This is a genomic window from Arthrobacter sp. UCD-GKA, assembly GCF_001863355.1.
Taxonomy (GTDB): domain Bacteria; phylum Actinomycetota; class Actinomycetes; order Actinomycetales; family Micrococcaceae; genus Paeniglutamicibacter.
This window is the reverse complement of the sequence record NZ_MOLR01000007.1, coordinates 151,204-173,069: the sequence shown is the minus strand read 5'-3', so window position 1 is coordinate 173,069 and position 21,866 is coordinate 151,204. Positions and strand designations below refer to the sequence as shown.

The following is a 21,866-nucleotide window of genomic DNA, read 5'->3' as shown; positions in this document are numbered from 1 at the left end:
CGCCCAAGTCCATGGAGCGCATTGCCGAGGCCAACTCGGTGGTCGTCATCGGCCTGGGACGCTTCGGCGGGGCGCTGGCCCTGGAGCTGGCCGCGGCCGGCACCGAGGTGCTGGGCATCGACAACGACGAGGACATCGTCCAGTCTTTCAACGGGCGGCTCACCCACGTGGTTCGCGCCGACTCCACCAAGGAGGAGGCGCTGCGCCAGCTTTCGGTGCACGAGTTCGACCGCGCCGTGGTCGGCATCGGCAGCGACCTGGAGGCCAGCATCCTGACCACCTCGGCGCTGCTGCGCTTCAACAAGCCCACCATCTGGGCCAAGGCGGTCAGCGCCGCGCACGGACAGATCCTGGAGCAGCTGGGCGTCAAGCACGTGATCCGCCCCGAGCAGGACATGGGCCGGCGGGTGGCACACCTGGTTCGCGGCGCGATGCTCGACTACGTCGAGTTCGAGGACGGGTTCGCGATGGTCAAGACCCGCCCGCCGAAGGAGGCGGTGGGCCGCCCGCTCGGGGACACCGGCATCCGGTCCAAGCACCATGTCACCATCGTGGCGGCCAAGCGGCCGGGCCAGGAATGGGACTACACCACCACCTCCACGGTGTTGCACGAGGGCGACGAGATCATCGTGGCCGGTGCCACCTCCGCGGCCGAGCGCTTCGCCACCCGGCTCTAGGCTGGGAAATTGCCGTGAACCCTGGGGCCGCCGGATGGGCCACGGCGCCCTTGGGTTCCCGCGGAAATCCGGGGCCCGGGGCACCTGCGGCGCTGTGGGGCGCCACTGGGCGGAGACCGGCGGGAAATCCCGGCAGCGTGCGTTCCGCTAGAGTTGAAAGCACTATGGACGACCCCCCTTCACACATGCCCTGGCCCCTCCCACTGACTGCCGGTTCGATTCCGGCACCTGGCGGAGAGGGGCGCCCACATGAATGAGTGGATCATGATCGGCATCGGTCTGCTGCTCACCGTTGGCACCGGCTTGTTCGTTGCCTCCGAATTCGCCTTGGTGAACCTTGATCGGCACGACCTCGAGGCGCGCGCCGAGCGCGGCGAGAAGCGCCTGGGAACCACCATCAAGGCCCTGAAGATCACCTCGACCCACCTCTCCAGCGCGCAGTTGGGCATCACCCTGACCACGCTGCTGACCGGCTACACCTTCGAACCGGCGATCAGCTCCCTGCTGCGCGGCCCGCTGCTGTCCGCGGGCGTCGCCGAGACACTGGTCCCGGGCATCGGCACCGTCGTCGGGGTTTTCCTGGCCACGGTGTTCTCCATGGTGATCGGCGAGCTGGTGCCCAAGAACTTTGCCCTGGCCGTGCCGCTGGCCACCGCCAAATTGGTGGTGCCCTTCCAGGCCGCCTTCACCGCGGTGTTCAAGCCGGTGATCCTGCTGTTCAACAACACCGCCAACGCCATCATCCGTTCCTTCGGCATCGAGCCGAAGGAAGAACTCTCCGGGGCCCGCAGCGCCGAGGAACTCACCTCCCTCGTGCGCCGCTCCGCCCTGGAGGGCGCCCTGGAACAGGACCACGCGACGCTGCTGCACCGCACGCTGCGCTTCTCCGAGCGAACGGCCGGTGACGTGATGACCCCGCGCGTGCGCATGGTGCCCGTCGAAGCCTCCGCCACCGCTGGTGACATCCTCGAGGCCGCGGTGGCCACCGGGTTCTCCCGCTTCCCGGTGATCGGGCGGGACCGCGACGAGATCCTGGGGGTGGTGCACCTCAAGGCCGCCTTCGCCCTGCCGCTTGCCCGGCGCGCCACCACCGCCGCAACCGAACTGATGGCCAGCCCGCTGATGGTGCCCGAGTCCATGGGCGTCGACTCGCTGCTGGGCAAGCTGCGCACCCACGGCCTGCAGGTGGCGATCGTCTCCGACGAACACGGCGGAACCGCCGGCATCGTCACCCTCGAGGACCTCGTGGAGGAACTCGTCGGCGAACTGGAGGACGAACACGACCGCGCCCGCGTCGGCGTGCTGCGGACCGCAGGGGCGATCACCTTCGATGCCTCGCTGCGTCCCGACGAGCTGCTTGAGCGCACGGGCGTCTTGGTGCCCGAGCACGAGGACTACGACACGCTGGCCGGCTTCGTCGCCCAGCAACTGGACAGGGTCCCGGAACCCGGTCTCGAGGTGCGCATCGACGCCGGCTCGCTGCGGGTCGAACGCGTCGTGGGCACCGCCGTCCAGCGCCTGAAGTTCACCCCCGACCCGGCCGAATCCACCCAGGAGCAGACCCGATGAACGAGTACCTGCCCGGAATCATCTGGCTGGTGGTGCTGCTGGTGATCAACGCGTTCTTCGTCGGCGCCGAGTTCGCCGTGATCTCCGCCCGCCGCTCGCAGATCGAGCCGAAGGCCGAGGCCGGCTCCAAGGCCGCGAAGACCACGCTGTGGGCCATGGAGCACGCGACGCTGATGCTGGCCACCAGCCAGCTGGGCATCACCGTGTGCTCGCTGGTGATCCTGAACGTGTCCGAACCGGCGATCCACCACCTGCTGGAAATCCCGCTGGGGTTCACCACGCTCTCGGCCGAGGCCATCGGCGTGATCGCCTTCGTCACGGCCCTGCTGCTGGTCACCTTCCTGCACGTGGTCATCGGCGAGATGGTCCCGAAGAACATCTCCTTCTCGGTGCCCACGCGCGCGGCCCTGCTGCTGGCTCCCCCGCTGGTGATGGTGGCCCGGATCGTCAAGCCGGTGATCTGGAGCCTGAACGGCATCGCGAACTGTGTGCTGCGGCTCTTCCGCGTCGAGCCCAAGGACGGGGCCACCAGCGCGTTCACGCTCGAGGAAGTCGCCGGCATCGTGGAGCAGTCCACGCGCGACGGGGTGCTCTTGGATGCCAGCGGAACCCTCGGCAAGGCCTTCGAGTTCACCTCCAAGAAGGTATCCGACGTCGAGGTGCCGATCGGGGCGATGGTGGTGTTGCCGCAGGATTCCTCCCCGGCCGACATCCAGCACGCGGTCGCCACGCACGGATACTCCCGCTACATCCTGGTGGACGGCGACGGGGAGCCCTCCGGGTACCTGCACCTGAAGGACGTCATGGACCTGACCGTCCCGGAGGCCTTTGCCCAGCCGGTCCCGGCCAAGCGGATCCGGTCCCTGGCCTCGGTCTTCGGCGGCAGCGAGCTGGAGGATGCGCTGGCGGCCATGCGCCGCAGCGGTTCCCACGTGGCCCGCGTGCTGGACGCCGCCGGCTCCACCACCGGCGTGCTGTTCCTGGAGGACATCATCGAGGAACTGGTCGGCGAGGTGCAGGACGCCACCAGCGCCTGATGCCGCAAAACCGGCAAACGTCAGCGGCCCGCCCCATGGGGCGGGCCGCTGCCGTTGAACGGAAATGCTATGGGCGCAGCGTGATCGAATCGATCGCCGCGGCGGCCTCGGCGGCCAGGTCCTCGGGCATCGGTGCGCTCTTGGCCGAGTCGGCGGCGACCTTTTGGCCCTCGTCGCTGACGATGTAGTGGCCGAAAGCCTTGACCAGTTCCAGGGAGTTGGGATCGGTGTAGCCGCTGCACACGATGAAGTAGGAGACCAGCACCAGCGGGTAGGCACCGGGCTTGGTGGTGGTGCGGTCCAGTTCCAGGGCTATGTCGTTGCCGTGGCGCCCTGGCACCCGGTGCGAGGCGCTCACCGCGATGGCCGCGGCCTTTCCGCTGACCGGAACGAAGGAGTCCCCGACCTTCAGTGTGCCCTTGCCCAGGGTCGCGTCGACCAGCGAGTCATCGGCGTAGGTCACCGCACCGGGGGTGCGGGCCACGGTGGTGACGACCCCGGAATTTCCCTGGGCCTGCTCGGTGCCCAGCCCGCCGGGCCAGGACCCGGACGGATCGTGCGTCCAGCTCTCGGGGGCGGCGGCATGCAGGTAGTCGGTGAAGTTCTCGGTGGTTCCCGAGTCGTCCGAGCGTGCGACCACTGTCATCGGGACATCGGGCAGCGACGCATCCGGGTTCAGGGCCTTGATGGCCGGGTCCTGCCAGGAGGTGATGGTGCCGGAGAAGATCTTTGCGATGGTTGCCGCGTCGAAGTCCAGTTCCTTGATGCCGGGCAGGTTGAAGGCGATCGAAATCGGCGAGATGTACACCGGGATGTTGATTGCGCCCTCTGGTCCGCAGGTTTGCTGCGAGCGGGCCACCTCGGATTCCTTGAGGTAGGCGTCGGAGCCGGCAAATAGCGTGGCCCCGGCCAGCAGGCCTGCGCGACCGGCTCCGGATCCCACCGAGGCGTATTGGACCTGCACCTTGGGATGCTGGGTGGCGAATCCGCCGATCCAGGCGTTCATGGCGGAGTTCTGTGCGCTGGACCCGCCGCCGGTGAGCGTGCCGGAAAGATGCGAGGTGTTGTTTTCGGCGGCCTGGCGTTGGGCGTCGCCCAGCGGGTAGTCGGCACCGCAGCCGGTCAGCAGCAGGCCAAGGCCCAGCATCAGCGCGATCCGCCGCTGGGGCGCCGCTCTCAGGACGTGAAAGGTGGCCATTGGTTGGTGGGCCTGGTGCGGCAAGGATTCCTCCTGGGGACGATGCACGAAATGGACCTAGACGACCATAGCGTGCACACGGTCCGGTCCCCGAATCGAGAAGGGGTTTCGATTCGGTGGCGGAGGTGTTGCCTGGCGGTTTTGGCGGCCTACTGCCGCCGCGGCGGCGGGGTCGCGGGCGGCCCCACGGGGTGCACGGCATAATTTTCGGTGCCGGGCATTCGCGGCGCGGTGGAAGTGTAGGCGTGGCCGCTGGAGGTGGTGATCCGGATGCTGTGCCGGTCCCCGGGCACCGGGATTTCGAACCAGTCGGGCGATTCCTTGGTGGCGTTGCACCAGGCACACCGTGCGCCGCCGTTTTCCGCGCAGGTTTCTCCGCCAAGGGCGGCTTGGACCACGTGGTCCAGGTGCTGGACCCGGCCGGTGCAGTAAGGAGTGCGGCAGAACTGGTCGCGGGTGGTGATGAACCGCTTGAGGCCGCCGGTGAAGAGTCTGGCCTTGCGGTCCATGGCGATGAGGTCCCCGGTGCCCGGTGCCGTGTACAGCCGGCGAACCCAGGTTCCCAGCGGGGTTTCCGGGCTGCCGGCGAAGAGTTCACGTGCCTTCTTCGCGGAGATGACGCCGTAGCCCTGCAGGAAGGCCGGTTCCGGGTGTCCCTGCATCAGCGTCCGGTCGGTCATGACCAGTTCGAGGGTCACCGGGATGTTGGTGAAGTCCTTGACGCCGGTCAGGGCTTCCAGGACGGTGTCGGCGGCGATCTGTGCTGCGTTGCGTGTGTCCCCTGCCGCGTGCGCACTGGCGATTTCCCGGGCCAGCACCTGTGCAATGGCGGCCCCGACCTCGGTGGGCACGATGCCGATGATCTTCGTCCGGTGTGAGTCGATGGGGTAGACGCTCACGTAGCGGTCATTGGCGGCCTTGGCCTCGAGGTCGGCCTCGACCTGGTTTTGGTAGGCAAGGGCCCAGTGGCGGAGCATCGCTTCGAGCTTCTTGCCGCCCAGGCCGAAGCAGGTGTGGGTTTCCATGAAGAGGCGGGCGTCGAGCTCCGTCCGGGCGTCTTCGTCGAGGTCCTTCAGCACGCGGTAGATGATGCGGGCTTCGGCGTCGTTGATGACACCGAATTTGAGGCCGGCCTTGGTGAAGGGCAGCGATTGGYAGAGCATCCGGGAATAGTTCAGCTCCCGGGTTCCGGAGCGCGGCGCTTCGTGCCGGGATATGGCGACGTCTGCGCCGATGCCTTGCTGCGGGTTCTTTTCCAGCACGCCGCGGCGCGTGCGGTCGGTGGTGACAGCTGCCTCGTGGGCGCAGGCGATTTCCGCTTGCACCGCGTTGGCGCAGGATTTCAGGTCTTCCAGGGCCCCGACGCCCTCGATCGCCTCGTACGGGGAGAGCTCCAGCGGTACGTCGGCGACGGCTTGGGTCACGGTGCGGATGCCGTCCACTCCCGTGCAGGCGAAGAAGTCGGCGAGCAAGGCCTTCATGTCCATGCCCCTGCCGAGCAGGGCCCCGTAGCTCAGGTCCACGGATTCGAGGTCGGCTTCCAGGTCCGCGAACAGCTCATCGTCGAGGTCGGCATCTTCGATGCTGCCGAATCCCGAAGTCGATGACGATGTTGCCATGACTCCATTCTAGAAAGCCCCACAGACAGTTTGGGATTCGGGCCCCTCCCTCTCCGTCCGGGGCACGTCCGCAAGTTTTCATCCCGATGGGACGGGACTCGCACGCGGCGGCATTGGAGCCGCAACGGTCGACTTGGGAGCGCCGGGCAGGCCGAGCTCGCACGGATGCCAGCAGTCTTGTTCTCTCGTGTCTGTGGCGAGGGCAGGTTCCAGGGAGGCGTCGGCTTGGGGAAACCCGGTGCCGATGCCCGAATGCCCGAGAACGACAGGGGGTGCGGTGCGCGCACTAACTGACCGACGAGCCCGGCGAGCGCGGCGTCGAAAGCCGGCAGAACATGGAGATGCTGCCCGCTGGCATCCATATCCGGGCCAGGTACGTGACGTGCCAAGGCCGGGTGCGGGCCGGTTCACCCGGTGGGCGCCGAGGTCTCCGGTCCGCCCCCGGTTTCGGGGATCCAGCGCTGCAGGGCATCGAGGATCAGCTCGAGGCCGATCTCGAATTCATCGCCGAAGTCGTAGCCCGGTTGCAGCACGTGTTCGGTGGCTATCTCCATGAGGTGCGGGTAGTCGCCGGCGGAGAACATTTGCACGATCGGATCGGTGACGCTTGCCGCGGTGTCGCGCCCGCTGAAGGGAAGCGCGGCCTCCTGCAGGGCGAAGCCGTAGGTGTAGCTGTCCAGCAACGCGTAGGCGTGCGCCGCGGCCGTCACCGAGAATCCGGCGGTTCGCAGGACCCCGAGCGTCGCATCGTGGTGGCGCAGCGTCGCCGGGCCGGGGGCAGTGCGCGACTCCAGCAGGCCGATGGCCCAGGTGTGGCGGCCCAGCGCCTGGCGCACCGCGCCGGCCCGCCGACGCATCTCCCGCTTCCAGTCCCCCACGACGGATGGAACATCGATCTCGGCGAACACCATGTCGATGATGGCGTCCAGGATCTCGCCCTTGTTGGCCACGTAGTAGTAGAGCGACATGGGCTTCACCCCAAGCTCCCGGGCCAGTGACCTCATGGTCAGCGCCCCGATCCCGTCCGCGTCGGCAATCGCAACGGCGCTTCCCAGCACGCGTTCCCGGCTTAGCGGAGTACGTGGCAAGGGGTCTTCAGAAATTTCCTCGGCCGTCATGTCCCGATCCTATCGCATTTTCGTACTATGTAAGCTAAGGTCACTTACTAAGTAAGGCAACAATTCGTGAAGCCTTGCACCCCGGAAGGAATCGCCATGAACGGCGAAGGGCAAGTACCACCGCAGGCATCCGAGGCCACGGGCGGGACGGTGCCCCAAACAACCATGCGGGCCGTCACCCAGGACCGGTACGGGGATGCGGAGGTCCTCCATTCGGCAGACATCCCCGTACCCGTTCCGCGGGACAACGAGGTGCTCGTGCGGGTCCATGCCGCCGGCTTGGACCGCGGCACCTGGCACCTGATGACCGGCACCCCGCTGCTGGCACGCCTGGCCGTGGGCCTGCGCCGGCCCAGGAACCCGGTGCCGGGCATTGACCTGGCCGGCACGGTGGCCGCGGTCGGAGCGGCCATCACCCGCTTCGCCGTCGGGGATGCGGTCTATGGCTTCGGGCGCGCAACGTTCGCCGAATATGCGGTGGCCAAGGAAGACCGGCTGGCCCTCAAGCCTGCAAGCCTCGACTTCCGCCAGGCCGCCGTGGTCCCGGTGTCGGGTGCCACCGCGCTCCAGGCCCTGCGCCTGGGCCGTGTCGCCGCGGGCCAGCGCGTCCTGGTCACCGGCGCCTCGGGCGGGGTGGGAAGCTATGCGGTCCAGCTGGCCAAGGCGCTTGGCGCCGAGGTCACCGGCGTGGCCTCCACCGCGAAGCAGGACCTCGTCCTGGCCCTGGGGGCCGAGCACTCGGTGGACTACACGCGCCAGGATTTTACCGAGTTTTCGCAGCGCTACGACCTGATCGTTGACACCGGAGGAAACCCGAGCCTGCGCCGGCTGCGCAGGGCGCTGACAGCCACGGGCACCGCGGTGGTTGTCGGCGGCGAGGGCGCCGGAAAGTGGCTGGGCATGAACCGCCAGTTCAGGGCCGTGGCGCTCTCGCCATTCATCCGCCAGCGCCTGGTGATGCTGGCCTCCGCCCAGCGCGCCACCGACCTGGAGGAGCTGGCCCCGTTCCTGGAATCGGGCGCGGTGCGCCCGCACCTCGAAGTGTCCTACCCGCTGGAACGGGCACGGGCGGCCATGGAACACCTCGTGGCCGGCAAGGCCCGAGGCAAGATCGCCATCACCATCTAAGGCACGCCAACCCACCTTCGTCCCCGCCCGCGGAATTCCGCATCCCCCGTCTCATCACCGCTTCGTGAAAGCCGAACGCCATGACAACCCAGCCAGCATCCGCACCCCAGGCCCCTTCCACCGGACAAATGTCCGGACTCCACATGGCCCTGCTCGTCATCGGGGTGCTGCTCACCGTCGCATCCCTCGGTTCAATCGCCGTCCCGGGCTTCCCAGACACCGGCCCGGAATTCGCGGCCCTGGCCGCGGGGACGGCACTGGGCCTCCTGGCCATCCTCGTGGGGGCCGCCGGACTGGGCCGCAGCATCGCCGCCGGCGCCCCGCAGGTCAACGAAACATCCGCGGCGCTGCCCACGGAAGTCTCCGGGCAACTGGACCCGGGGCTCTCGCGCTGGAAGTGGCTGGTCAAGTGGTTCCTGGCCATCCCGCACGTGGTGGTGCTGGCGCTGCTGTGGGTTGCGTTCCCGGTGGTGACGCTCGCCGCCGGCCTGGTGATCCTGCTGACCGGGAAGTATCCGGCTTCCTGGTTCCAGTTCTCCGTCGGGGTGCTGCGCTGGAACTGGCGGGTTTCCTTCTACGCCTACGGCGTGCTGGGCACCGACGCCTACCCGCCCTTCACACTGGCCCGCGGCACCTACCCCGCCCGCTTCGACGTCGCCTACCCGGAGCGGCTCTCGCACTGGCAGGTGCTGGTGAAATCCTGGCTGTTCGCGCTGCCGCACCTGCTCATCGTGGCCGCAATGACCGGAGGCACCTGGGCCGACGATTCCTGGTCAAACGAGACCCGGGGCATCTCGCTGGCCGCGGCGCTGGTGCTGATCGCCGCGGTGATCCTGCTGTTCACCGGTGTGTACCGCCAGGGAATCTTCAACCTGCTGGTGGGGCTGAACCGCTGGGCGCTGCGCACCGCGGCCTACACGGCCCTGATGACCGATGCGTATCCACCCTTCCGCCTGGACCAGGGTGCCGGGGAACCGGTGCCCGCGCCGCGCGCCTGAGGTGCGGGCGCGGCTACGCGCGCCCGGCGGCCCGGCGGGAACGCCGGGAGAGCGAGTCGATGACCACGGCCAGCAGCAGCACCGCCCCGGTGATCATGTAGCGCAAGGAGGAATCCAGGTTCACCAGGGTCAGCCCGGAGGAGATCGACTGAATCACCAGACAGTTGTTCCCTGACACGTGCGGAAGCGTTCGGGGCCAGACCCCAGCCGCGCCACATGGCAGACAACGGGGGTCACGCGGTGCCGGAGCCAGAGGGCAGTTGTGAAACACTGGTCTTCGACCCGGAGCCAACCCGGAAACCACACCGTGACATCAGGAGAGCCGAATGCAGGCACGCGCCGGGCGCCCCGGGAAGTTGCTGCTGGCCGCCCTGCTGGCCGCGGTGGCCGCCGGCCCGATCCTCAACTACGGGCTGAGCGCCATCAGCGACCTGGTGATCACCGATTTGGGCATCACCGAGGCCCAATTCGGCCTGCTGGCCACCGTCTGCTTCGCGGCGGGGGCCGTGGGCAACGCGGCCTTCGGCCGCTTCACGGACCGCCAGCCCGACACCCGGCTGCTGGTGCTGGTCTTCGCCCTGGCCGCCGCGGCCCTGGCCCTGGCCGCGATCCCCGGAGGCTACGTGCTGCTGCTGGTCGCCGCGGGCCTCTCCGGGCTCGCCCAGTCCTTCCCCAACGGGGTCACCAACCGCATCCTGGCCGAACGCGTCCCGGAGGACAAGCGCATCGGCTGGATCGGCATCAAGCAATCCGGCGTCCAGGTCAGCCAGCTGGTGGCCTCCTTGGCTTTCCCGGCCCTGGCCGCCTGGATCGGCTGGCACGGGGCCAACGCCGTGGGCGCCGTGGTGGCCGGGGCGCTGGGCGTGGTCGCGGTGCGCGTGGTCGCCTCGGTGCCGCTGCTGCCCCAGGCCCCCGTCCGCATCGGCCCGCTTCCCGCCGGGCCCGCCCCGGTCCCGGCGCCGCCGCCGAACACCAGGTTCCTGATCTACGCTCTGGCCACCTTCGGCTTCGTCAACGGCATGGGCGTGCAGGCCACCAACGTCTATCTGTCCCTGTATGCGGTGCGCGAACTGGATTTCAGCCTGGTGCTGGGCGGCCTGGCGGCAGCGGCCGCCGGGGCGATCGGCGTGGCGGCCCGCGTGGGCTGGGGCAAGATGATGTCCGGCGGCATGGCCGCTCCACCGCTGTTGCTGCTGCTGGCGACCCTCGCGCTCGCCGGGGCCGGGGTGTTCCTGGCCGCCGGGGCCACCGGTTCCGCCGCGCTGCTCTGGTGCGCCGTGGCCCTGCACGGGGCCTCGGCCCTGGGGGTCTCGGTGGTGCTGATGGCGGCGGTGGTGCGCAGCGTCCCGGCCTCCACCATCGGCATGGCCACCGGAATGGTCACCGCCGGGCAATTCGGCGGATTCACCGTCGGCCCCCTGGCCATGGGCGCGCTGATCGGCTCCCCCGGCGGATTCGCGCTGGGCTGGGGCGCGGCGGCCTGGACCTACGCGCTGTGCGTGGCGCTCGCCGGATACCTGGTGCTGCGTCGGCGCCGCAAGGACCGGGAAGCGGCAGGTTAAGCCTGTTTTCCCTCGCCCCGGGTGCGGTGGAAGACCTACAATGTGGGCATCGGGCGAACTGCACTGCGGCCGGCCGGCCCCGGGCTCCTCGCCTCCGGAGGAAGGAATTCCCATGGGCAGCACAGCATCGACCTCCCGGCGGATGAGCCCCGAACAGCGCAGGGTGGCAGGGGCCACCATGATCGGCACGACGGTCGAGTGGTACGACTATTTCATCTATGCCAACGCCGCCGCCCTGGTCCTGGCACCGCTGTTCTTCTCGGAGCTCGAGGGCACGGTGGCCTCGGTGGTCTCCTTTGCCACCGTGGGCATCAGCTTCCTGTTCCGGCCCTTCGGGGCCGTGGTGATGGGCCGGGTCGGGGACCGCTACGGGCGCCGGGTGGTGCTGATCATCACCCTGATCCTGATGGGCGCGGGCACCACCCTGATCGGCGTGCTGCCGACCTACTCCACCATCGGGGTGTGGGCACCGATCCTGCTGGTGCTGCTGCGCGTGATCCAGGGCTTCTCCGCCGGCGGGGAGTGGGGCGGGGCGGCGCTGATGGCCGTTGAACACGCACCGGCCGACCGCCGCGGCAGGTTCGGGGCCTTCCCGCAGCTGGGCGTTCCCGCCGGTATGCTGCTGGCCGCCGGGGTCACCGCCATCTTCGCCGCTGCACTGACCGAGGAGCAGTTCCTGGCCTGGGGCTGGCGGGTGCCGTTCCTGCTGAGCTTCGTGCTGATCCTGGTCGGCCACTACATCCGCACCCGGGTCGAGGAGTCCCCGGTCTTCCACGAGCTGGAGGCCACGAAGCAGACCGAGACGGCCCCGCTGGCCACCCTCTTCCGCCACCACCCCGGCAAGGTCGTCCAGGCAACATTCATCTTCATGGGCAACAACGCCGCCGGTTACATGCTCACCGGCGGCTTCATCCTCGGCTACGCCACCAAGCGCCTGGGCCTGGACGCCGGCACCCTCCTGAACATCATCACCATCGGGTCGGTGGCCTGGCTGGCTTCCACCTGGGTCTCCGGGGTGCTCTCGGACCGCATCGGCCGGCGCAAGATGTACATCATCGGCTGGATCGCCATGCTCGCCTGGCTATACCCGCTGTTCCTGCTCATCGACACCGGTAGGATGCCGCTGGTGGTCATCGCCCTGGTCGTTTTCGGCGCGGTGATGGGGTTGTCCTACGGCCCGCTGCCGGCCCTGTACGCCGAGCTGTTCCCCGCCCGCATCCGGCTCAGCGGCTCCTCCATCAGCTACGCCCTGGGCGCGGTGCTCGGCGGGGCCTTTGCCCCCACCATCGCCACCGCCCTGGTGGGAGCCTTCAACTCCACGATCGCGGTGTCGACCTACCTGTTCCTGCTCGTCGCGGTCTCGCTGGTCGCCACGATCACCCTCAAGGACCGCACCGGCACCAACCTCTACCTGCCGGACGAGGAACTCAAGCCCCTGAAAACCGACGAAACCCCCGGTCCCATGTACGATCCCTGAGTGCCCCGGGGGATTCCACCGGCCGCCGCGAGGCCTGTTCCCGGCACAGGTTCGGGCCCGGGCAGTCCACGGCCAAGCCTCCTGGCTTAGCGCAACCCTCGCGCGAGTGTAGATTCTAGGGATGGTTCCCAGCACTTTCACTGATTTCGATTCCCCACCCAACACCGACGGCAATGACGTGTTCCACCAGGCCCGCAGGCGCCGGACCTTTGCCATCATTGCGCACCCCGACGCCGGCAAGTCGACGTTGACCGAGGCGTTGGCCCTGCATGCGCGGGTCATCACGGAGGCAGGCGTGACGCACGGCAAGCAGGGACGCGCGGCAAGCATGTCCGACTGGGGCACCATGGAACGCGAACGCGGCATCTCCATCAGCTCCACCGCGTTGCGGTTCGAACACGGCAATGTGATTTTCAACCTGCTCGACACCCCGGGGCACGCGGACTTCTCCGAGGACACCTACCGCGTGCTGACGGCCGTGGACTGCGCCATCATGCTTGTCGATTCCTCACGGGGAATGGAAACCCAGACCCTGAAACTCTTTGCCGTTTGCAAGGAACTCGGGCTGCCGGTGGTCACCGTGTTCAACAAATGGGACCGGCCCGGACAGGAAACGCTGCAGCTGCTCGATGAGGTCCAGGAAGCCACCGGCCGCATGCCGGTGCCCTTGAACTGGCCCGTGGGCATCGCGGGCGACTTCCGTGGCCTGTACAACCCTGAAATCGGAACCTACACGCGCTTGTCTCGCACCAACGCGGGCGCCAGTCTCGCACAGGCCGACGAGCTGAGCCCCGAGGAAGCCGCCCTGGACGCCGGAGACGCGTGGGAGGCCGCCCGCGAAGACTGCGACATTGCTCTCTCCCTCAATGGCGGCTTCGACAGGGAAGATTTCTTGGCCGGCCGGTCCACGCCGGTGCTTTTCGCTGCCGCCGCATCAAACTTCGGGGTCGCCCCGCTCTTGGATTTCCTGGTGGACCGGGCACCCGCGCCAGGTCCACGCCCGGATTCGTCCGGCACCCTGCGTCCCCTCGATTCGGATTTCTCCGGATTCGTCTTCAAGATGCAGTCGGGGATGAACCCGGCCCACCACGACAAGCTCGCCTTTATCCGGGTGTGCTCGGGGACGTTCCGACGGGGCATGGCCCTGCTAAACGAATCCACGGCAAAGCCCGTCTCCTCCAAGTACACCCACCACATGAGCGGCAGGGACCGCGATTCAGCGGATGAATCGTGGCCCGGAGACGTGGTGGGCTTCAGCAACGCCAGCGGATTGCGGATCGGCGACACGGTGCATGCCGGTTCGGCAGTTTCCTTTCCGCGCTTGCCGCACTTCAACGCCGAGCACTTCCGCGTGGTGCGCAGCCTGGATGCAGGCCGTTCCAAGGCCTTCGCCCGGGGAATCTCCCACCTGGAAGAAGAAGGCACCATCCAGGTTCTCTACCGCGGCTTCGGGACGAGCCAGTCGCCGATCTTCGCGGCGGTTGGAGTCCTGCAGTTCGAGGTGGCCCTGGATCGCTTGAAGCGCGAGTTCGGCGCCCCGGCCGCAATCGACGAGACGTTGCCCTACGAAATGGCCAGGGACCTGTTCGGCCCGGAGCCGGAAAAGACCGCCAAGGCCGCCGCCATCGAGGTCGTCTACCGGTCGAACGGGAATCCCGTGGGGCTCTTCAGGAACCAGTGGAAGCTCGGTCGCACCATGACCGACAGCCCCGAGCTCTTCGGCATCACCGACGACGAAGCCAAATAGCAGGGGAGGTTGCGGAGCCGGCTAGGCGTCGATCACCAGGTCGCCGGTCGGCGTGGAGCAGCAGATCAGGATCTTGCCCGCGGCGATTTCCCGGGGCCGGATCCCTCCGGCGTGGTTCATCTCCACCGTGCCCCCGAGCAGGGTGGACTTGCAGGTGCCGCACATCCCCAGCGTGCACGAGGAGGGCAGGGGAATGCCCGCGGCCAGCGCGGCGTCGAGGATGAACCCGTCCGCGGCGCAGTCGATGGTGCGCCCGCTTTGCACGAACTCGACGCTGAACACCTGTGCGCCGGCCGCGGCGGCGGTCGACAGCGGCGCCCCGGAGGATGCCGCCGGGGCGTGGTCGGCGATGTCGAAGCTTTCCACCGTGAGCGCCGAGGCGTCGCAGCCCGCAGCTTCCAGCATCCCGCGGACCGCCTCCAGGTATTCCGGCGGGCCGCAGGCGAAGACCTCGCGCCCGCGCACATCGGGCACCAGTTCGAGCAGCAGCTCCGCATCCAGCCGCCCCGGCGCGCGCGGGGCGCCCAGGGTGGGGATGGAGCCGGTGCTGAGGATCGTTTCCACGCGGATGCCGCTGGCCTCCGGGATCGAGCGCAGCTCGCGGTGGAAGATGACCTCGGCCGGGCCGTGCGCGCTGTAGAGCAGCACCGCGTCCACCGGGGCGCCGGAATCCAGCAGGGCCCGGGTGATGGACATCAGCGGGGTGATCCCCGAGCCCGCCGCCAGGAACAGGTAGCCGGGCGCAGTGTCCGGCAGCCCGCCGGCGAGCGCGGGCGGGGTGAAGCCGCCCAGCGGACCGTGGGCCTCGATGACCGTGCCGGGGGCCAGCGAGTCGTGCAGCCAGCTCGAGGCCGGTCCCCCGGGCAGGGCCTTGACCGTGATCTCCAGCCCGTCCCGCGGGATGGAGCTGATGGTGTAGCAGCGCGCCAGCTGCCCGTGGGGCGTGTCCAGCGAGAACGTGAGGTACTGCCCCGGCAGCCAGCCGAAGCCCTCCCCCGCCTCGGGCTCGAAGGTGAAGGTCCTGGCCTCCGCGGTCTCCTGGCGGACGGCCGTGCAGCGCAGGGTTCGGTCGGCGGGTGCCGCCGGCAGGGAAGCCGGCAGGACCTGGAGTTCCTGCGTCATGGCTGCACCTCCATGCCCATGCCGAGGCCAGCGCGCAGGCGGTCGATGTACCAGGAAATGAAGTCCTCGACCTGGTATTCGTTCGGGGCGTAGGGCCCCTGGAGGTAGGCGGGGCTGGTGACCCCGAGCTGGGCTCGCTGGACGAAGCTGCAGTCCTGCTCGTTGGTGCGTTGCCACACCCGTTTCAGTGCCTCCAGGTCGTAGTCTTCCCCCTCCACCGCGTCCTCGTGGACCAGCCAGGTGGTGCGCAGCAGCGTCTTGTCCGGGGAAAGCGGCAGCACCGAGAAGGTAACCGCGTGGTCGGAGAGCACGTGGAACCAGGCGTTGGGCTGCAGGTGCATGGACAGCCGCCCGAGCCTGGGCTCGGTGAGCTCCCCCAGCAGCTTGCGGCACAGCAGGCTCCCGTCGGGGCTGAAGGACTCGCCCGCCCCGTCCATGGGTTCGCGCTGGATCCGGAATCCGGTGCCCGGGGCGCGCAGCTCCTGGATCTGCGCGTAGGGAAGGTTGTGTGCCTCGCTGCGCCGGTGCAGGTCGGCCTCCGCGGCGAGGTAGCGGTCGTAGGCGGGACGCAGCCGCGGCGGCAGCCCGTCCGGGTCGTATCCGTAGGTGGGGAACAGCGAGCAGGAGAGTTCGGGGTGCCCGTCGCAGTGGTAGCACTCCCGGTTGTTCTCCATCACCAGCTTCCAGTTCCCGTGCTCCACCAGGTCCTCTTGCGCGGCGACCTTGGTGCGGCGCAGCTGGTGCGGGGCCAGGTAGGGCTCGATCCGGCCCGCATAGGTGGCGAAGTCTTCCGGCGGGTCGGTGGAGAGGCAGATGAACACCAGCCCGGCCACGGACTGCACGGCCACCTTGCGCAGCCCGAAACGGGTTTTGTCGAAGTCGGCGGGCTGGGAGTCGGCGTGCAGCAGGGCCCCGTCGGATCCGTAGGTCCAGTGGTGGTAGCCGCAGACCAGGTTGCCAACGGAGCCGGACGGGTCGGAAAGGATCCTGGCCCCGCGGTGCCGGCAGACGTTGTGCAGTGCGGAGATTTCCTCGTCGTCGTCGCGCAGCAGGATCACCGAGTGCGGGCCCACCGAGATGGTGAGGTAGTCCCCCGGTTCGGGGATCTCGGCGTCGGTGGCCACGAAGATCCAGTGCTTGGCGAAGATCTCGGAGATGTCCATCTCAAGCACCTCGGGCGAGGTGTAGAACGGGGCCTCGAGGCTCAGCCCCGGGATCCGCCGGGCAACCAGTTCGGCGATCCCGGCGGAGGGGGTGTGCGAGGGCGGCAGGTGGTGGACCGGTGTCGTGGTCGTGGTCATGGCGGTTCCTTTCGTGGTGAGGTGGCTGGGTCTGGGCAAAGCGAGCGGGTCTATTTACATGGGCAGGCACAACCTCAGGGCGTCGTAGATGGCCGCGTGGATGTTCCGGCTGGCCACCGCGTCCCCGACGCGGTAGAGCGCGAAGCGGCCCTGCGGGTTTTTCCCGGCGGGCTGCGGGGTCCCGGCCAACAGCGCCGGGTAGTCGATTTCCCCGGCGTTGGTCGAATCGGGCAGCAGCTCGAAGTACAGCTCGGTGTTGGGCAGGGTGCCGTGCTCGGTGACCACCAGGTCCACGGTGCGGGTGGTTTCGAGGCCCGAGTATTCGCTGTAGAGCACCGCGGTGAATTTTCCGTCCGGCTCGCGCACGACCGAGCGCAGCCGGTGCGCCAGGGTAGTGGAGACCCCGTGTTCGGAGAAGGCCCGCAGGTAGGCCGGGGAGTTCATGGCCCCGACATCGGGGGCGAGCATGCGCTCGGGGGTGACGATTTCCACCTTCGCTCCGGCGGCCGCGAGTTTCTCGGCGGCGTCCATGCCCGGCTCTGCCCCGTTGTCGTCATAGACCAGCACGGTTTCGGGGACGGCGGCCAGGTGCCCGAGCACGTCCCAGCAATCGGCGGTCAGGTCCCCGCCTCGGGTGAGGAAGTCGTGGTTGGGCATCCCGCCGGTGGCCACCAGGACCACGTCCGGGTTTTCGGCCAGCACGGTGTCGGCCTCGGCGTAGACCCCGTAGCGGATCTCGACCCCGGCCAGCAGCGCCTCGGAGACCCGCCAGTCGATGATGCCCAGCAGGTCCCGCCGCCGGGGCGTGGAGGCGGCGATCAGCACCTGGCCGCCGGGGGCGTCCGCGGCCTCGAACACCACGACCCGGTGCCCGCGCTCGCCCAGCACGCGGGCGCATTCCAGGCCGGCCGGCCCGGCGCCGATGACCACGGCGACCTTCGAGGGTGCGGCGGCCGGCGGCACGGTGTGCGGCAGCTTCAGCTCGCGCCCGGTGGCGGGGTTGTGGATGCACTTGGCATCCCCGGAGGCGTAGATGGAATCCAGGCAGTAGTTCGCCCCCACGCAGGGCCGGATCCGTTCCTCCTGCCCGGCGGCCAGCTTGGCGACCAGGTGCGGGTCGGCGATCTGGGCCCGGGTCATCCCGACCAGGTCCAGCAGCCCGTGGGAGACTGCGTGGCGGGCGGTGGCGATGTCGGCGATCTTCGAGGCGTGCATGACCGGGATCCCGGCCTCGGCCCTGATGGATGCGGCGAAGTCAAGGAACGGGGCCGAGGGCGCTCCCATGGACGGGATCACCTTGGCCAGGGCGGCGTCGGATTCGATGGACCCCTTGATCACGGACAGGAAGTCGATGCCGGCCTCGACGTAGCGGTGCAGCGCGGCCATGGCCTCGGTGCGTCCCAGCCCGTGCTCCTTGTCCTCGTCCATGGACATGCGGATGCCCAGGATGAACTCCGGGCCCACGGCCTCGCGCACGGCGCGGATCACCAGCAGCGGGAAGGCGATGCGGTTCTCGAAGCTGCCGCCCCAGGCGTCGGTGCGGTCGTTGGTGGCCGGGGACAGGAAGGCATCCATGAAGTGCCCGTAGGACTGGATCTCGACCCCGTCCATGCCGGCGTCCCGGCAGCGCACCGCCGCGGCGGCGTAGTCGGCGGCGATCCGGTGCAGGTCCCATTCCTCGGCGACCTTGGGGAAGGCGCGGTGCGCCGGCTCGCGCATGGCCGAGGGGTACGGGACCGGGAGCCAGTCCCCGGCGTAGTTGCTGGTGCGCCGGCCCAGGTGGGTGATCTGGCACATCACCGCGGCCCCCGCCTCGTGCACCTCGGCGGTGAGCTTGCGCAGCCAGGCGGAGATCTCGTCGCGGTGCAGTTGGAGGTTCCCGAAGGAGGGCGGGCTGTCGGGGGAAACCACCGCGGATCCGCCGATCATCAGCAGTGCCGCACCGCCCCTGGCGCGCTCCACGTGGTAGGCCCGGTAGCGGTCGGTCGGCATCGAGTTCTCCGCGTAGGCCGGCTCGTGCGAGGTGCTCACGATCCGGTTGCGCAGCACCAGGTGCCGCAGCGCAAACGGCTCGAGCAGCGGGTCCGTGATTTTCATGCGCCAGGCCCTTTCGTTCACCGGGTGCCCGGTCCCGGGGACCCGTTGCCTCAAGTGTGGACCGGGCCATTGCTGAAGACCAGCAAACGGAATCGCACAATAACGTGTAATCTTCGTGCATGATCGATCCGAGGCTCCACGTGCTGCGCATGCTTGCCGCCCACGGGACCGTCACCGCCACCGCCAAGGCCCTGCACTTCACGCCCTCGGCCGTCTCCCACCAGCTGCGCACCCTGGCCGAGGACCTCGACGTGGTGCTGCTGGTCCCGCAGGGACGCGGGGTCCGGCTGGCCCCGGCGGCGCGCATCCTGCTCAGCCACGTCGATGCGCTGTTCTCCAGCTGGGAACACATCCGCGGGCTGCTGGCCGCCGAATCCGGCAGCTATGCGGGCTCGCTGCGGATCTGCGGCTTCTCCACCGCGGCCGCGGCCCTGCTGCCGGCGGTGGTCACGGCGCTGCGGGCCAGCCGGCCGGCATTGGAGGTGCGGATCATCGAGGCGGACCCGGCAGAATGCCTGGACCTGTTGCTGGCGGACGACGCCGACCTGGCAGTGATCGTTTCCACCGAGGCCGCCCCGTCGAGTGCCGACAGCCGCTTCGAAACCCACTTCCTGCTCGACGACCCGCTGGAGTTGCTGGTTCCGGCCGGCCATCCGCTGGCTTCCCGGCCCGACGTGAGGCTCGGGGAAACCGCGGACCAGCAGTGGATCGTGGACCGGCTCGGCCGGCCGCACCGGCAACTGGTGTTCAACTCCTGCGCGGAAGCGGGCTTCACCCCGACGGTGGCCCACGAGGCAGCGGAATGGGACACCGCCGCGGCACTGGTGGCGGCCGGGTTCGGGGTCTGCCTGGTCCCGCGGCTGGCACGGCTTCCCTCCGGCTACCCGATCGTGCGGGTGCCGCTGCGCGGGGATCCCGCCCCCTCGAGGCACATCCGCACCGTGGTGCGCCGCGGCAGCGGCTCCCAGCCGGTGCTGGCCGAGGCCCTGGAGGTGCTCACGCGCACCGCGGCCGCAGTCCCCGGCCTGGCTTAGTCCGAAGCGTGGTCGTGGTGCATGTGGGCCCGTTCCCCGCCGTGGTCGAAGATCGTCAGGATCTCCACCGGGCCTTCGTGCGCCCCGATGCGGTGCGGGACCATGGTGGAGAATTCGGCGGCTTGTCCCTCGTGGACCAGGATGGCGCGCTCCCCCAGCACCAGTGAGACGGTGCCGGACAGGACGGTGAACCATTCGCGGCCCGGGTGCACGGACAGCCCGATGTCCTTCAGGGACCGCTCCGGGGTGATGCGCATCTTGGCCACCGTGGTCCCGTTGGCCGAGTGTTCGCGCGAGAGCAGCCAGGTGGTGAGCCCGGGTTGGTGTTCGGGCTCGGGCCGGATCACCACGTCCTCGTCGCTGGTCGRSYCGACCAGCTGGTCAAGAGTGGTGCCCAGCGCCTTGGCCAGCGGTACGAGTTGGTCAAGCGCGATCCTGCGGTGTCCGGTCTCGATGCGACTGAGCGTGGAGGGGCTCAGGAAGCAGCGGGCCGCCAGGGAATCCAGCGACCAGCCCTTGGCCAGCCGCAGTCCCTTGAGGCGTTGGCGGATCACGGTGTCCATGGAAATATCTTCTTGCGTCATACGCAAGAGTGTATGCCAATGACGCATATGGTGGTTAGGCTGGAACCATGACGACACAGCATTCCCCGGAACACGGCCACCACCATCATGGCGGAAACCACGGCAACCACCACGATCACCAGCATTCGAACGAACAGGGCATGGCGGAAATGCTCGACCTGGACGCCCAGCTGATCAAGGACCACCTGCAGGAGATCTTCGCCTGGACCGCCGGGCACCAGCCAGGCCCGAGCACCATCCTGGACCTGGGCGCCGGCACGGGCACCGGTACGCTCGGGCTGGCGCGCACCTTCCCCGAGGCCGGGGTTGTTGCCCTGGACCAGTCCGAGTTCATGCTCGGGCGCCTGGCGGGGAAGGTGAAATCGCTTGGGCTGGAGGAGCGGGTCTCGACCCTGCAGGTGGACCTGGACGCGGCGTGGCCGGAACTGACGGACATCGACCTGGTGTGGGCAGCATCCTCCATGCACCACATGAGCGAGCCGGCCAGCGTGTACGACCGGATCGCCGGCACGCTGTCGGCCGACGGGCTGCTGGTGGTCGTGGAGATGGACGCCTTCCCCCGCTACCTGCCCCGGGACCTGGGGTTCGGCACCCCGGGCCTGGAGGAACGCTGCCATGCGGCGGCGGGCAGCGCCAAGTGGAACGCCCACCCGGACTGGGCCGGCCCGATCCGGGAGGCGGGGATGGAGGTCGTCGACCAGCGAACCTTCGGCTACGCGATCGAAGAAGACCAGAAGTTGGTGGCGCGCGCCGCCCACCGGTGGCTGTCCCGGATGCGCGACTCCCTCAAGGACGACTTGGCGACGGCGTACCTCCACGCCCTGGAAGTGCTGCTGGATGACAGGGACCCGCGCTCGGTGCTCGCCCGCACCGACCTGTCGATGCGCGGCAGCCGCACGGTGTGGGCCGCACGAATCGCCAGGTAGGAACGACTCGCAGGGCTCCCGGGCTCGCTATCCACCGGGAGCCCCGTCGCTTCGGGTCCAGCGGTTGGGGACGGTCAGGACCGGAAGTCGACCTCCTGAGTGGAGACGACGGCTGCGGTGCGGCCGGGGGCTCCCTGGAACTGCCAGTAGAGGTTGATGTGCGAGATCGCGACCTCGGGCGCCGGCGCTCCCCATTCGGTCATGTCGCTGGTGGTGTGTGCGTCCGAAACCAGGGTGACGTCGTAGCCCCGGGTGAAGGCGCCGTGGACCGTGGAGCGGATGCACGCATCCGACTCGGCACCCGAGACGAACAGCCGGCCGACGCCGGCGGAGGCAAGTACTTCTTCCAGATTGGTGCCCTCGAAGGAATCCCCGTAGATCTTTTGGACGACCGGTTCTTCGGCGGCGGGCGAGAGCTCCGGGACGATTTCCCAGTCGGCACTACCCACTTCCATTTCCTCGTCAGCGTGCTGCACCCACACCACCGGCGCACCGGACTCCCTGGCCCGCTTCACGAGTTCGTTGATGTTGCCGATGGTTTCCTCACGCCGATAGGCGTCTGCCACGACATTGTTCTGGACGTCGATCACCATCAGTGCGGTGCGGTCCCGGTCCGAGAATGTRCTCATGGTCGTCTCCCCTTTGAAGGATGTGCCGGTGCTTTTCCACGAA

At 68.7% G+C, this 21,866-nt stretch carries 19 protein-coding genes; 10 read left to right on the top strand and 9 right to left on the bottom strand.

Going from position 1 to position 21,866, the window contains the following annotated elements:
• The first annotated feature begins 11 nt into the window (after nucleotides 1-11).
• From BLJ79_RS13875 to BLJ79_RS13865, 3 genes are all read left to right on the top strand, one after another.
• Complete coding sequence (locus tag BLJ79_RS13875) at nucleotides 12-677, top strand: potassium channel family protein (RefSeq protein WP_071215414.1); 666 nt, start codon at nucleotides 12-14, stop codon at nucleotides 675-677.
• A 249-nt stretch (nucleotides 678-926) separates the two neighbouring features.
• Complete coding sequence (locus tag BLJ79_RS13870) at nucleotides 927-2,246, top strand: hemolysin family protein (RefSeq protein ID WP_071215352.1); 1,320 nt, start codon at nucleotides 927-929, stop codon at nucleotides 2,244-2,246.
• Nucleotides 2,243-3,283, top strand: coding sequence for a hemolysin family protein (locus BLJ79_RS13865; RefSeq protein ID WP_071215351.1), 1,041 nt, complete (start codon nucleotides 2,243-2,245; stop codon nucleotides 3,281-3,283). Before BLJ79_RS13870 ends, BLJ79_RS13865 begins: the two co-directional genes overlap by 4 nt.
• Before the next feature lie 67 nt (nucleotides 3,284-3,350).
• Here the strand turns inward: BLJ79_RS13865 and pstS are convergent, their stop codons facing one another.
• The 3 genes from pstS to BLJ79_RS13850 all read right to left on the bottom strand — a co-directional run bounded on the left by pstS (nucleotide 3,351) and on the right by BLJ79_RS13850 (nucleotide 7,218).
• On the bottom strand, nucleotides 3,351-4,481 hold the full coding sequence (pstS, locus tag BLJ79_RS13860; RefSeq protein ID WP_071215350.1) for a phosphate ABC transporter substrate-binding protein PstS: 1,131 nt from the start codon (nucleotides 4,479-4,481) through the stop codon (nucleotides 3,351-3,353).
• Between the two features lie 149 nt (nucleotides 4,482-4,630).
• The gene (locus BLJ79_RS13855) at nucleotides 4,631-6,100 is read right to left on the bottom strand and encodes an HNH endonuclease (RefSeq protein ID WP_071215349.1); all 1,470 of its coding nucleotides are present in this window, start codon (nucleotides 6,098-6,100) and stop codon (nucleotides 4,631-4,633) included.
• A gap of 407 nt (nucleotides 6,101-6,507) precedes the next feature.
• Nucleotides 6,508-7,218 carry a TetR/AcrR family transcriptional regulator C-terminal domain-containing protein gene (locus BLJ79_RS13850; protein WP_071215348.1) on the bottom strand — a complete coding sequence of 237 codons (711 nt, stop codon included), beginning with the start codon at nucleotides 7,216-7,218 and terminating at the stop codon, nucleotides 6,508-6,510.
• A 96-nt stretch (nucleotides 7,219-7,314) separates the two neighbouring features.
• Between BLJ79_RS13850 and BLJ79_RS13845 the strand changes: the two genes are divergently transcribed.
• Both BLJ79_RS13845 and BLJ79_RS13840 read left to right on the top strand, forming a co-directional pair.
• Nucleotides 7,315-8,346, top strand: a complete 1,032-nt coding sequence (locus BLJ79_RS13845) for an NAD(P)-dependent alcohol dehydrogenase (RefSeq protein ID WP_286135415.1) — start codon at nucleotides 7,315-7,317, stop codon at nucleotides 8,344-8,346.
• 80 nt (nucleotides 8,347-8,426) lie between these two features.
• On the top strand, nucleotides 8,427-9,344 hold the full coding sequence (locus BLJ79_RS13840) for a DUF4389 domain-containing protein (protein ID WP_083411302.1): 918 nt from the start codon (nucleotides 8,427-8,429) through the stop codon (nucleotides 9,342-9,344).
• Nucleotides 9,345-9,357: 13 nt separating this feature from the next.
• Here BLJ79_RS13840 and BLJ79_RS22955 read toward each other — a convergent pair whose 3' ends face one another.
• Complete coding sequence (locus BLJ79_RS22955) at nucleotides 9,358-9,501, bottom strand: hypothetical protein (protein ID WP_286135414.1); 144 nt, start codon at nucleotides 9,499-9,501, stop codon at nucleotides 9,358-9,360.
• A gap of 169 nt (nucleotides 9,502-9,670) precedes the next feature.
• Here BLJ79_RS22955 and BLJ79_RS13835 point away from each other — a divergent pair, with 169 nt between their 5' ends.
• The 3 genes from BLJ79_RS13835 (at nucleotide 9,671) to BLJ79_RS13825 (ending at nucleotide 14,130) form a co-directional block, all read left to right on the top strand.
• Nucleotides 9,671-10,906, top strand: a complete 1,236-nt coding sequence (locus BLJ79_RS13835; RefSeq protein ID WP_071215346.1) for an MFS transporter — start codon at nucleotides 9,671-9,673, stop codon at nucleotides 10,904-10,906.
• 112 nt (nucleotides 10,907-11,018) lie between these two features.
• Complete coding sequence (locus tag BLJ79_RS13830; protein ID WP_071215345.1) at nucleotides 11,019-12,383, top strand: MFS transporter; 1,365 nt, start codon at nucleotides 11,019-11,021, stop codon at nucleotides 12,381-12,383.
• A gap of 121 nt (nucleotides 12,384-12,504) precedes the next feature.
• Nucleotides 12,505-14,130 (top strand): peptide chain release factor 3, encoded by a 1,626-nt coding sequence (locus tag BLJ79_RS13825; protein ID WP_071215344.1) that lies wholly within the window; start codon nucleotides 12,505-12,507, stop codon nucleotides 14,128-14,130.
• A gap of 21 nt (nucleotides 14,131-14,151) precedes the next feature.
• Here the strand turns inward: BLJ79_RS13825 and BLJ79_RS13820 are convergent, their stop codons facing one another.
• The 3 genes from BLJ79_RS13820 to BLJ79_RS13810 are packed head-to-tail and all read right to left on the bottom strand — an operon-like array spanning nucleotide 14,152 to nucleotide 18,650.
• A complete protein-coding gene (locus BLJ79_RS13820; protein WP_071215343.1) occupies nucleotides 14,152-15,252 on the bottom strand; it encodes a flavin reductase family protein in 1,101 nt (366 codons plus the stop codon).
• On the bottom strand, nucleotides 15,249-16,553 hold the full coding sequence (locus tag BLJ79_RS13815; protein WP_071215342.1) for an aromatic ring-hydroxylating oxygenase subunit alpha: 1,305 nt from the start codon (nucleotides 16,551-16,553) through the stop codon (nucleotides 15,249-15,251). Before BLJ79_RS13815 ends, BLJ79_RS13820 begins: the two co-directional genes overlap by 4 nt.
• A 54-nt stretch (nucleotides 16,554-16,607) precedes the next feature.
• A complete protein-coding gene (locus tag BLJ79_RS13810; protein ID WP_071215341.1) occupies nucleotides 16,608-18,650 on the bottom strand; it encodes an oxidoreductase in 2,043 nt (680 codons plus the stop codon).
• 119 nt (nucleotides 18,651-18,769) lie between these two features.
• Here BLJ79_RS13810 and BLJ79_RS13805 point away from each other — a divergent pair, with 119 nt between their 5' ends.
• Complete coding sequence (locus tag BLJ79_RS13805; protein ID WP_071215340.1) at nucleotides 18,770-19,684, top strand: LysR family transcriptional regulator; 915 nt, start codon at nucleotides 18,770-18,772, stop codon at nucleotides 19,682-19,684.
• Here BLJ79_RS13805 and BLJ79_RS13800 read toward each other — a convergent pair.
• Entirely contained in the window at nucleotides 19,681-20,247 is a 567-nt protein-coding gene (locus tag BLJ79_RS13800; RefSeq protein WP_286135412.1) for a helix-turn-helix transcriptional regulator, read from the bottom strand. The two genes, BLJ79_RS13805 and BLJ79_RS13800, sit on opposite strands and share 4 nt — an antisense overlap.
• Before the next feature lie 68 nt (nucleotides 20,248-20,315).
• On the opposite strand from BLJ79_RS13800, the gene BLJ79_RS13795 reads away from it, so the two are divergent.
• Nucleotides 20,316-21,194 (top strand): class I SAM-dependent methyltransferase, encoded by an 879-nt coding sequence (locus BLJ79_RS13795; protein WP_071215338.1) that lies wholly within the window; start codon nucleotides 20,316-20,318, stop codon nucleotides 21,192-21,194.
• 74 nt (nucleotides 21,195-21,268) lie between these two features.
• On the opposite strand, the gene BLJ79_RS13790 is transcribed toward BLJ79_RS13795, so the two are convergent.
• Nucleotides 21,269-21,823, bottom strand: a complete 555-nt coding sequence (locus tag BLJ79_RS13790; protein WP_071215337.1) for an isochorismatase family protein — start codon at nucleotides 21,821-21,823, stop codon at nucleotides 21,269-21,271.
• Nucleotides 21,824-21,866 lie beyond the last annotated feature (43 nt).

Bases quoted from the DNA above. Each gene is read 5' to 3' on its own strand.
- BLJ79_RS13875 (WP_071215414.1), top strand. From the start codon at position 12: ATGGAGCGCATTGCCGAGGCCAACTCGGTGGTCGTCATCGGCCTGGGA.
- BLJ79_RS13870 (WP_071215352.1), top strand. From the start codon at position 927: ATGAATGAGTGGATCATGATCGGCATCGGTCTGCTGCTCACCGTTGGC.
- BLJ79_RS13865 (WP_071215351.1), top strand. From the start codon at position 2,243: ATGAACGAGTACCTGCCCGGAATCATCTGGCTGGTGGTGCTGCTGGTG.
- pstS (WP_071215350.1), bottom strand. From the start codon at position 4,481: ATGGCCACCTTTCACGTCCTGAGAGCGGCGCCCCAGCGGCGGATCGCG.
- BLJ79_RS13850 (WP_071215348.1), bottom strand. From the start codon at position 7,218: ATGACGGCCGAGGAAATTTCTGAAGACCCCTTGCCACGTACTCCGCTA.
- BLJ79_RS13845 (WP_286135415.1), top strand. From the start codon at position 7,315: ATGAACGGCGAAGGGCAAGTACCACCGCAGGCATCCGAGGCCACGGGC.
- BLJ79_RS13840 (WP_083411302.1), top strand. From the start codon at position 8,427: ATGACAACCCAGCCAGCATCCGCACCCCAGGCCCCTTCCACCGGACAA.
- BLJ79_RS13835 (WP_071215346.1), top strand. From the start codon at position 9,671: ATGCAGGCACGCGCCGGGCGCCCCGGGAAGTTGCTGCTGGCCGCCCTG.
- BLJ79_RS13830 (WP_071215345.1), top strand. From the start codon at position 11,019: ATGGGCAGCACAGCATCGACCTCCCGGCGGATGAGCCCCGAACAGCGC.
- BLJ79_RS13825 (WP_071215344.1), top strand. From the start codon at position 12,505: ATGGTTCCCAGCACTTTCACTGATTTCGATTCCCCACCCAACACCGAC.
- BLJ79_RS13820 (WP_071215343.1), bottom strand. From the start codon at position 15,252: ATGACGCAGGAACTCCAGGTCCTGCCGGCTTCCCTGCCGGCGGCACCC.
- BLJ79_RS13815 (WP_071215342.1), bottom strand. From the start codon at position 16,553: ATGACCACGACCACGACACCGGTCCACCACCTGCCGCCCTCGCACACC.
- BLJ79_RS13810 (WP_071215341.1), bottom strand. From the start codon at position 18,650: ATGAAAATCACGGACCCGCTGCTCGAGCCGTTTGCGCTGCGGCACCTG.
- BLJ79_RS13805 (WP_071215340.1), top strand. From the start codon at position 18,770: ATGATCGATCCGAGGCTCCACGTGCTGCGCATGCTTGCCGCCCACGGG.
- BLJ79_RS13795 (WP_071215338.1), top strand. From the start codon at position 20,316: ATGACGACACAGCATTCCCCGGAACACGGCCACCACCATCATGGCGGA.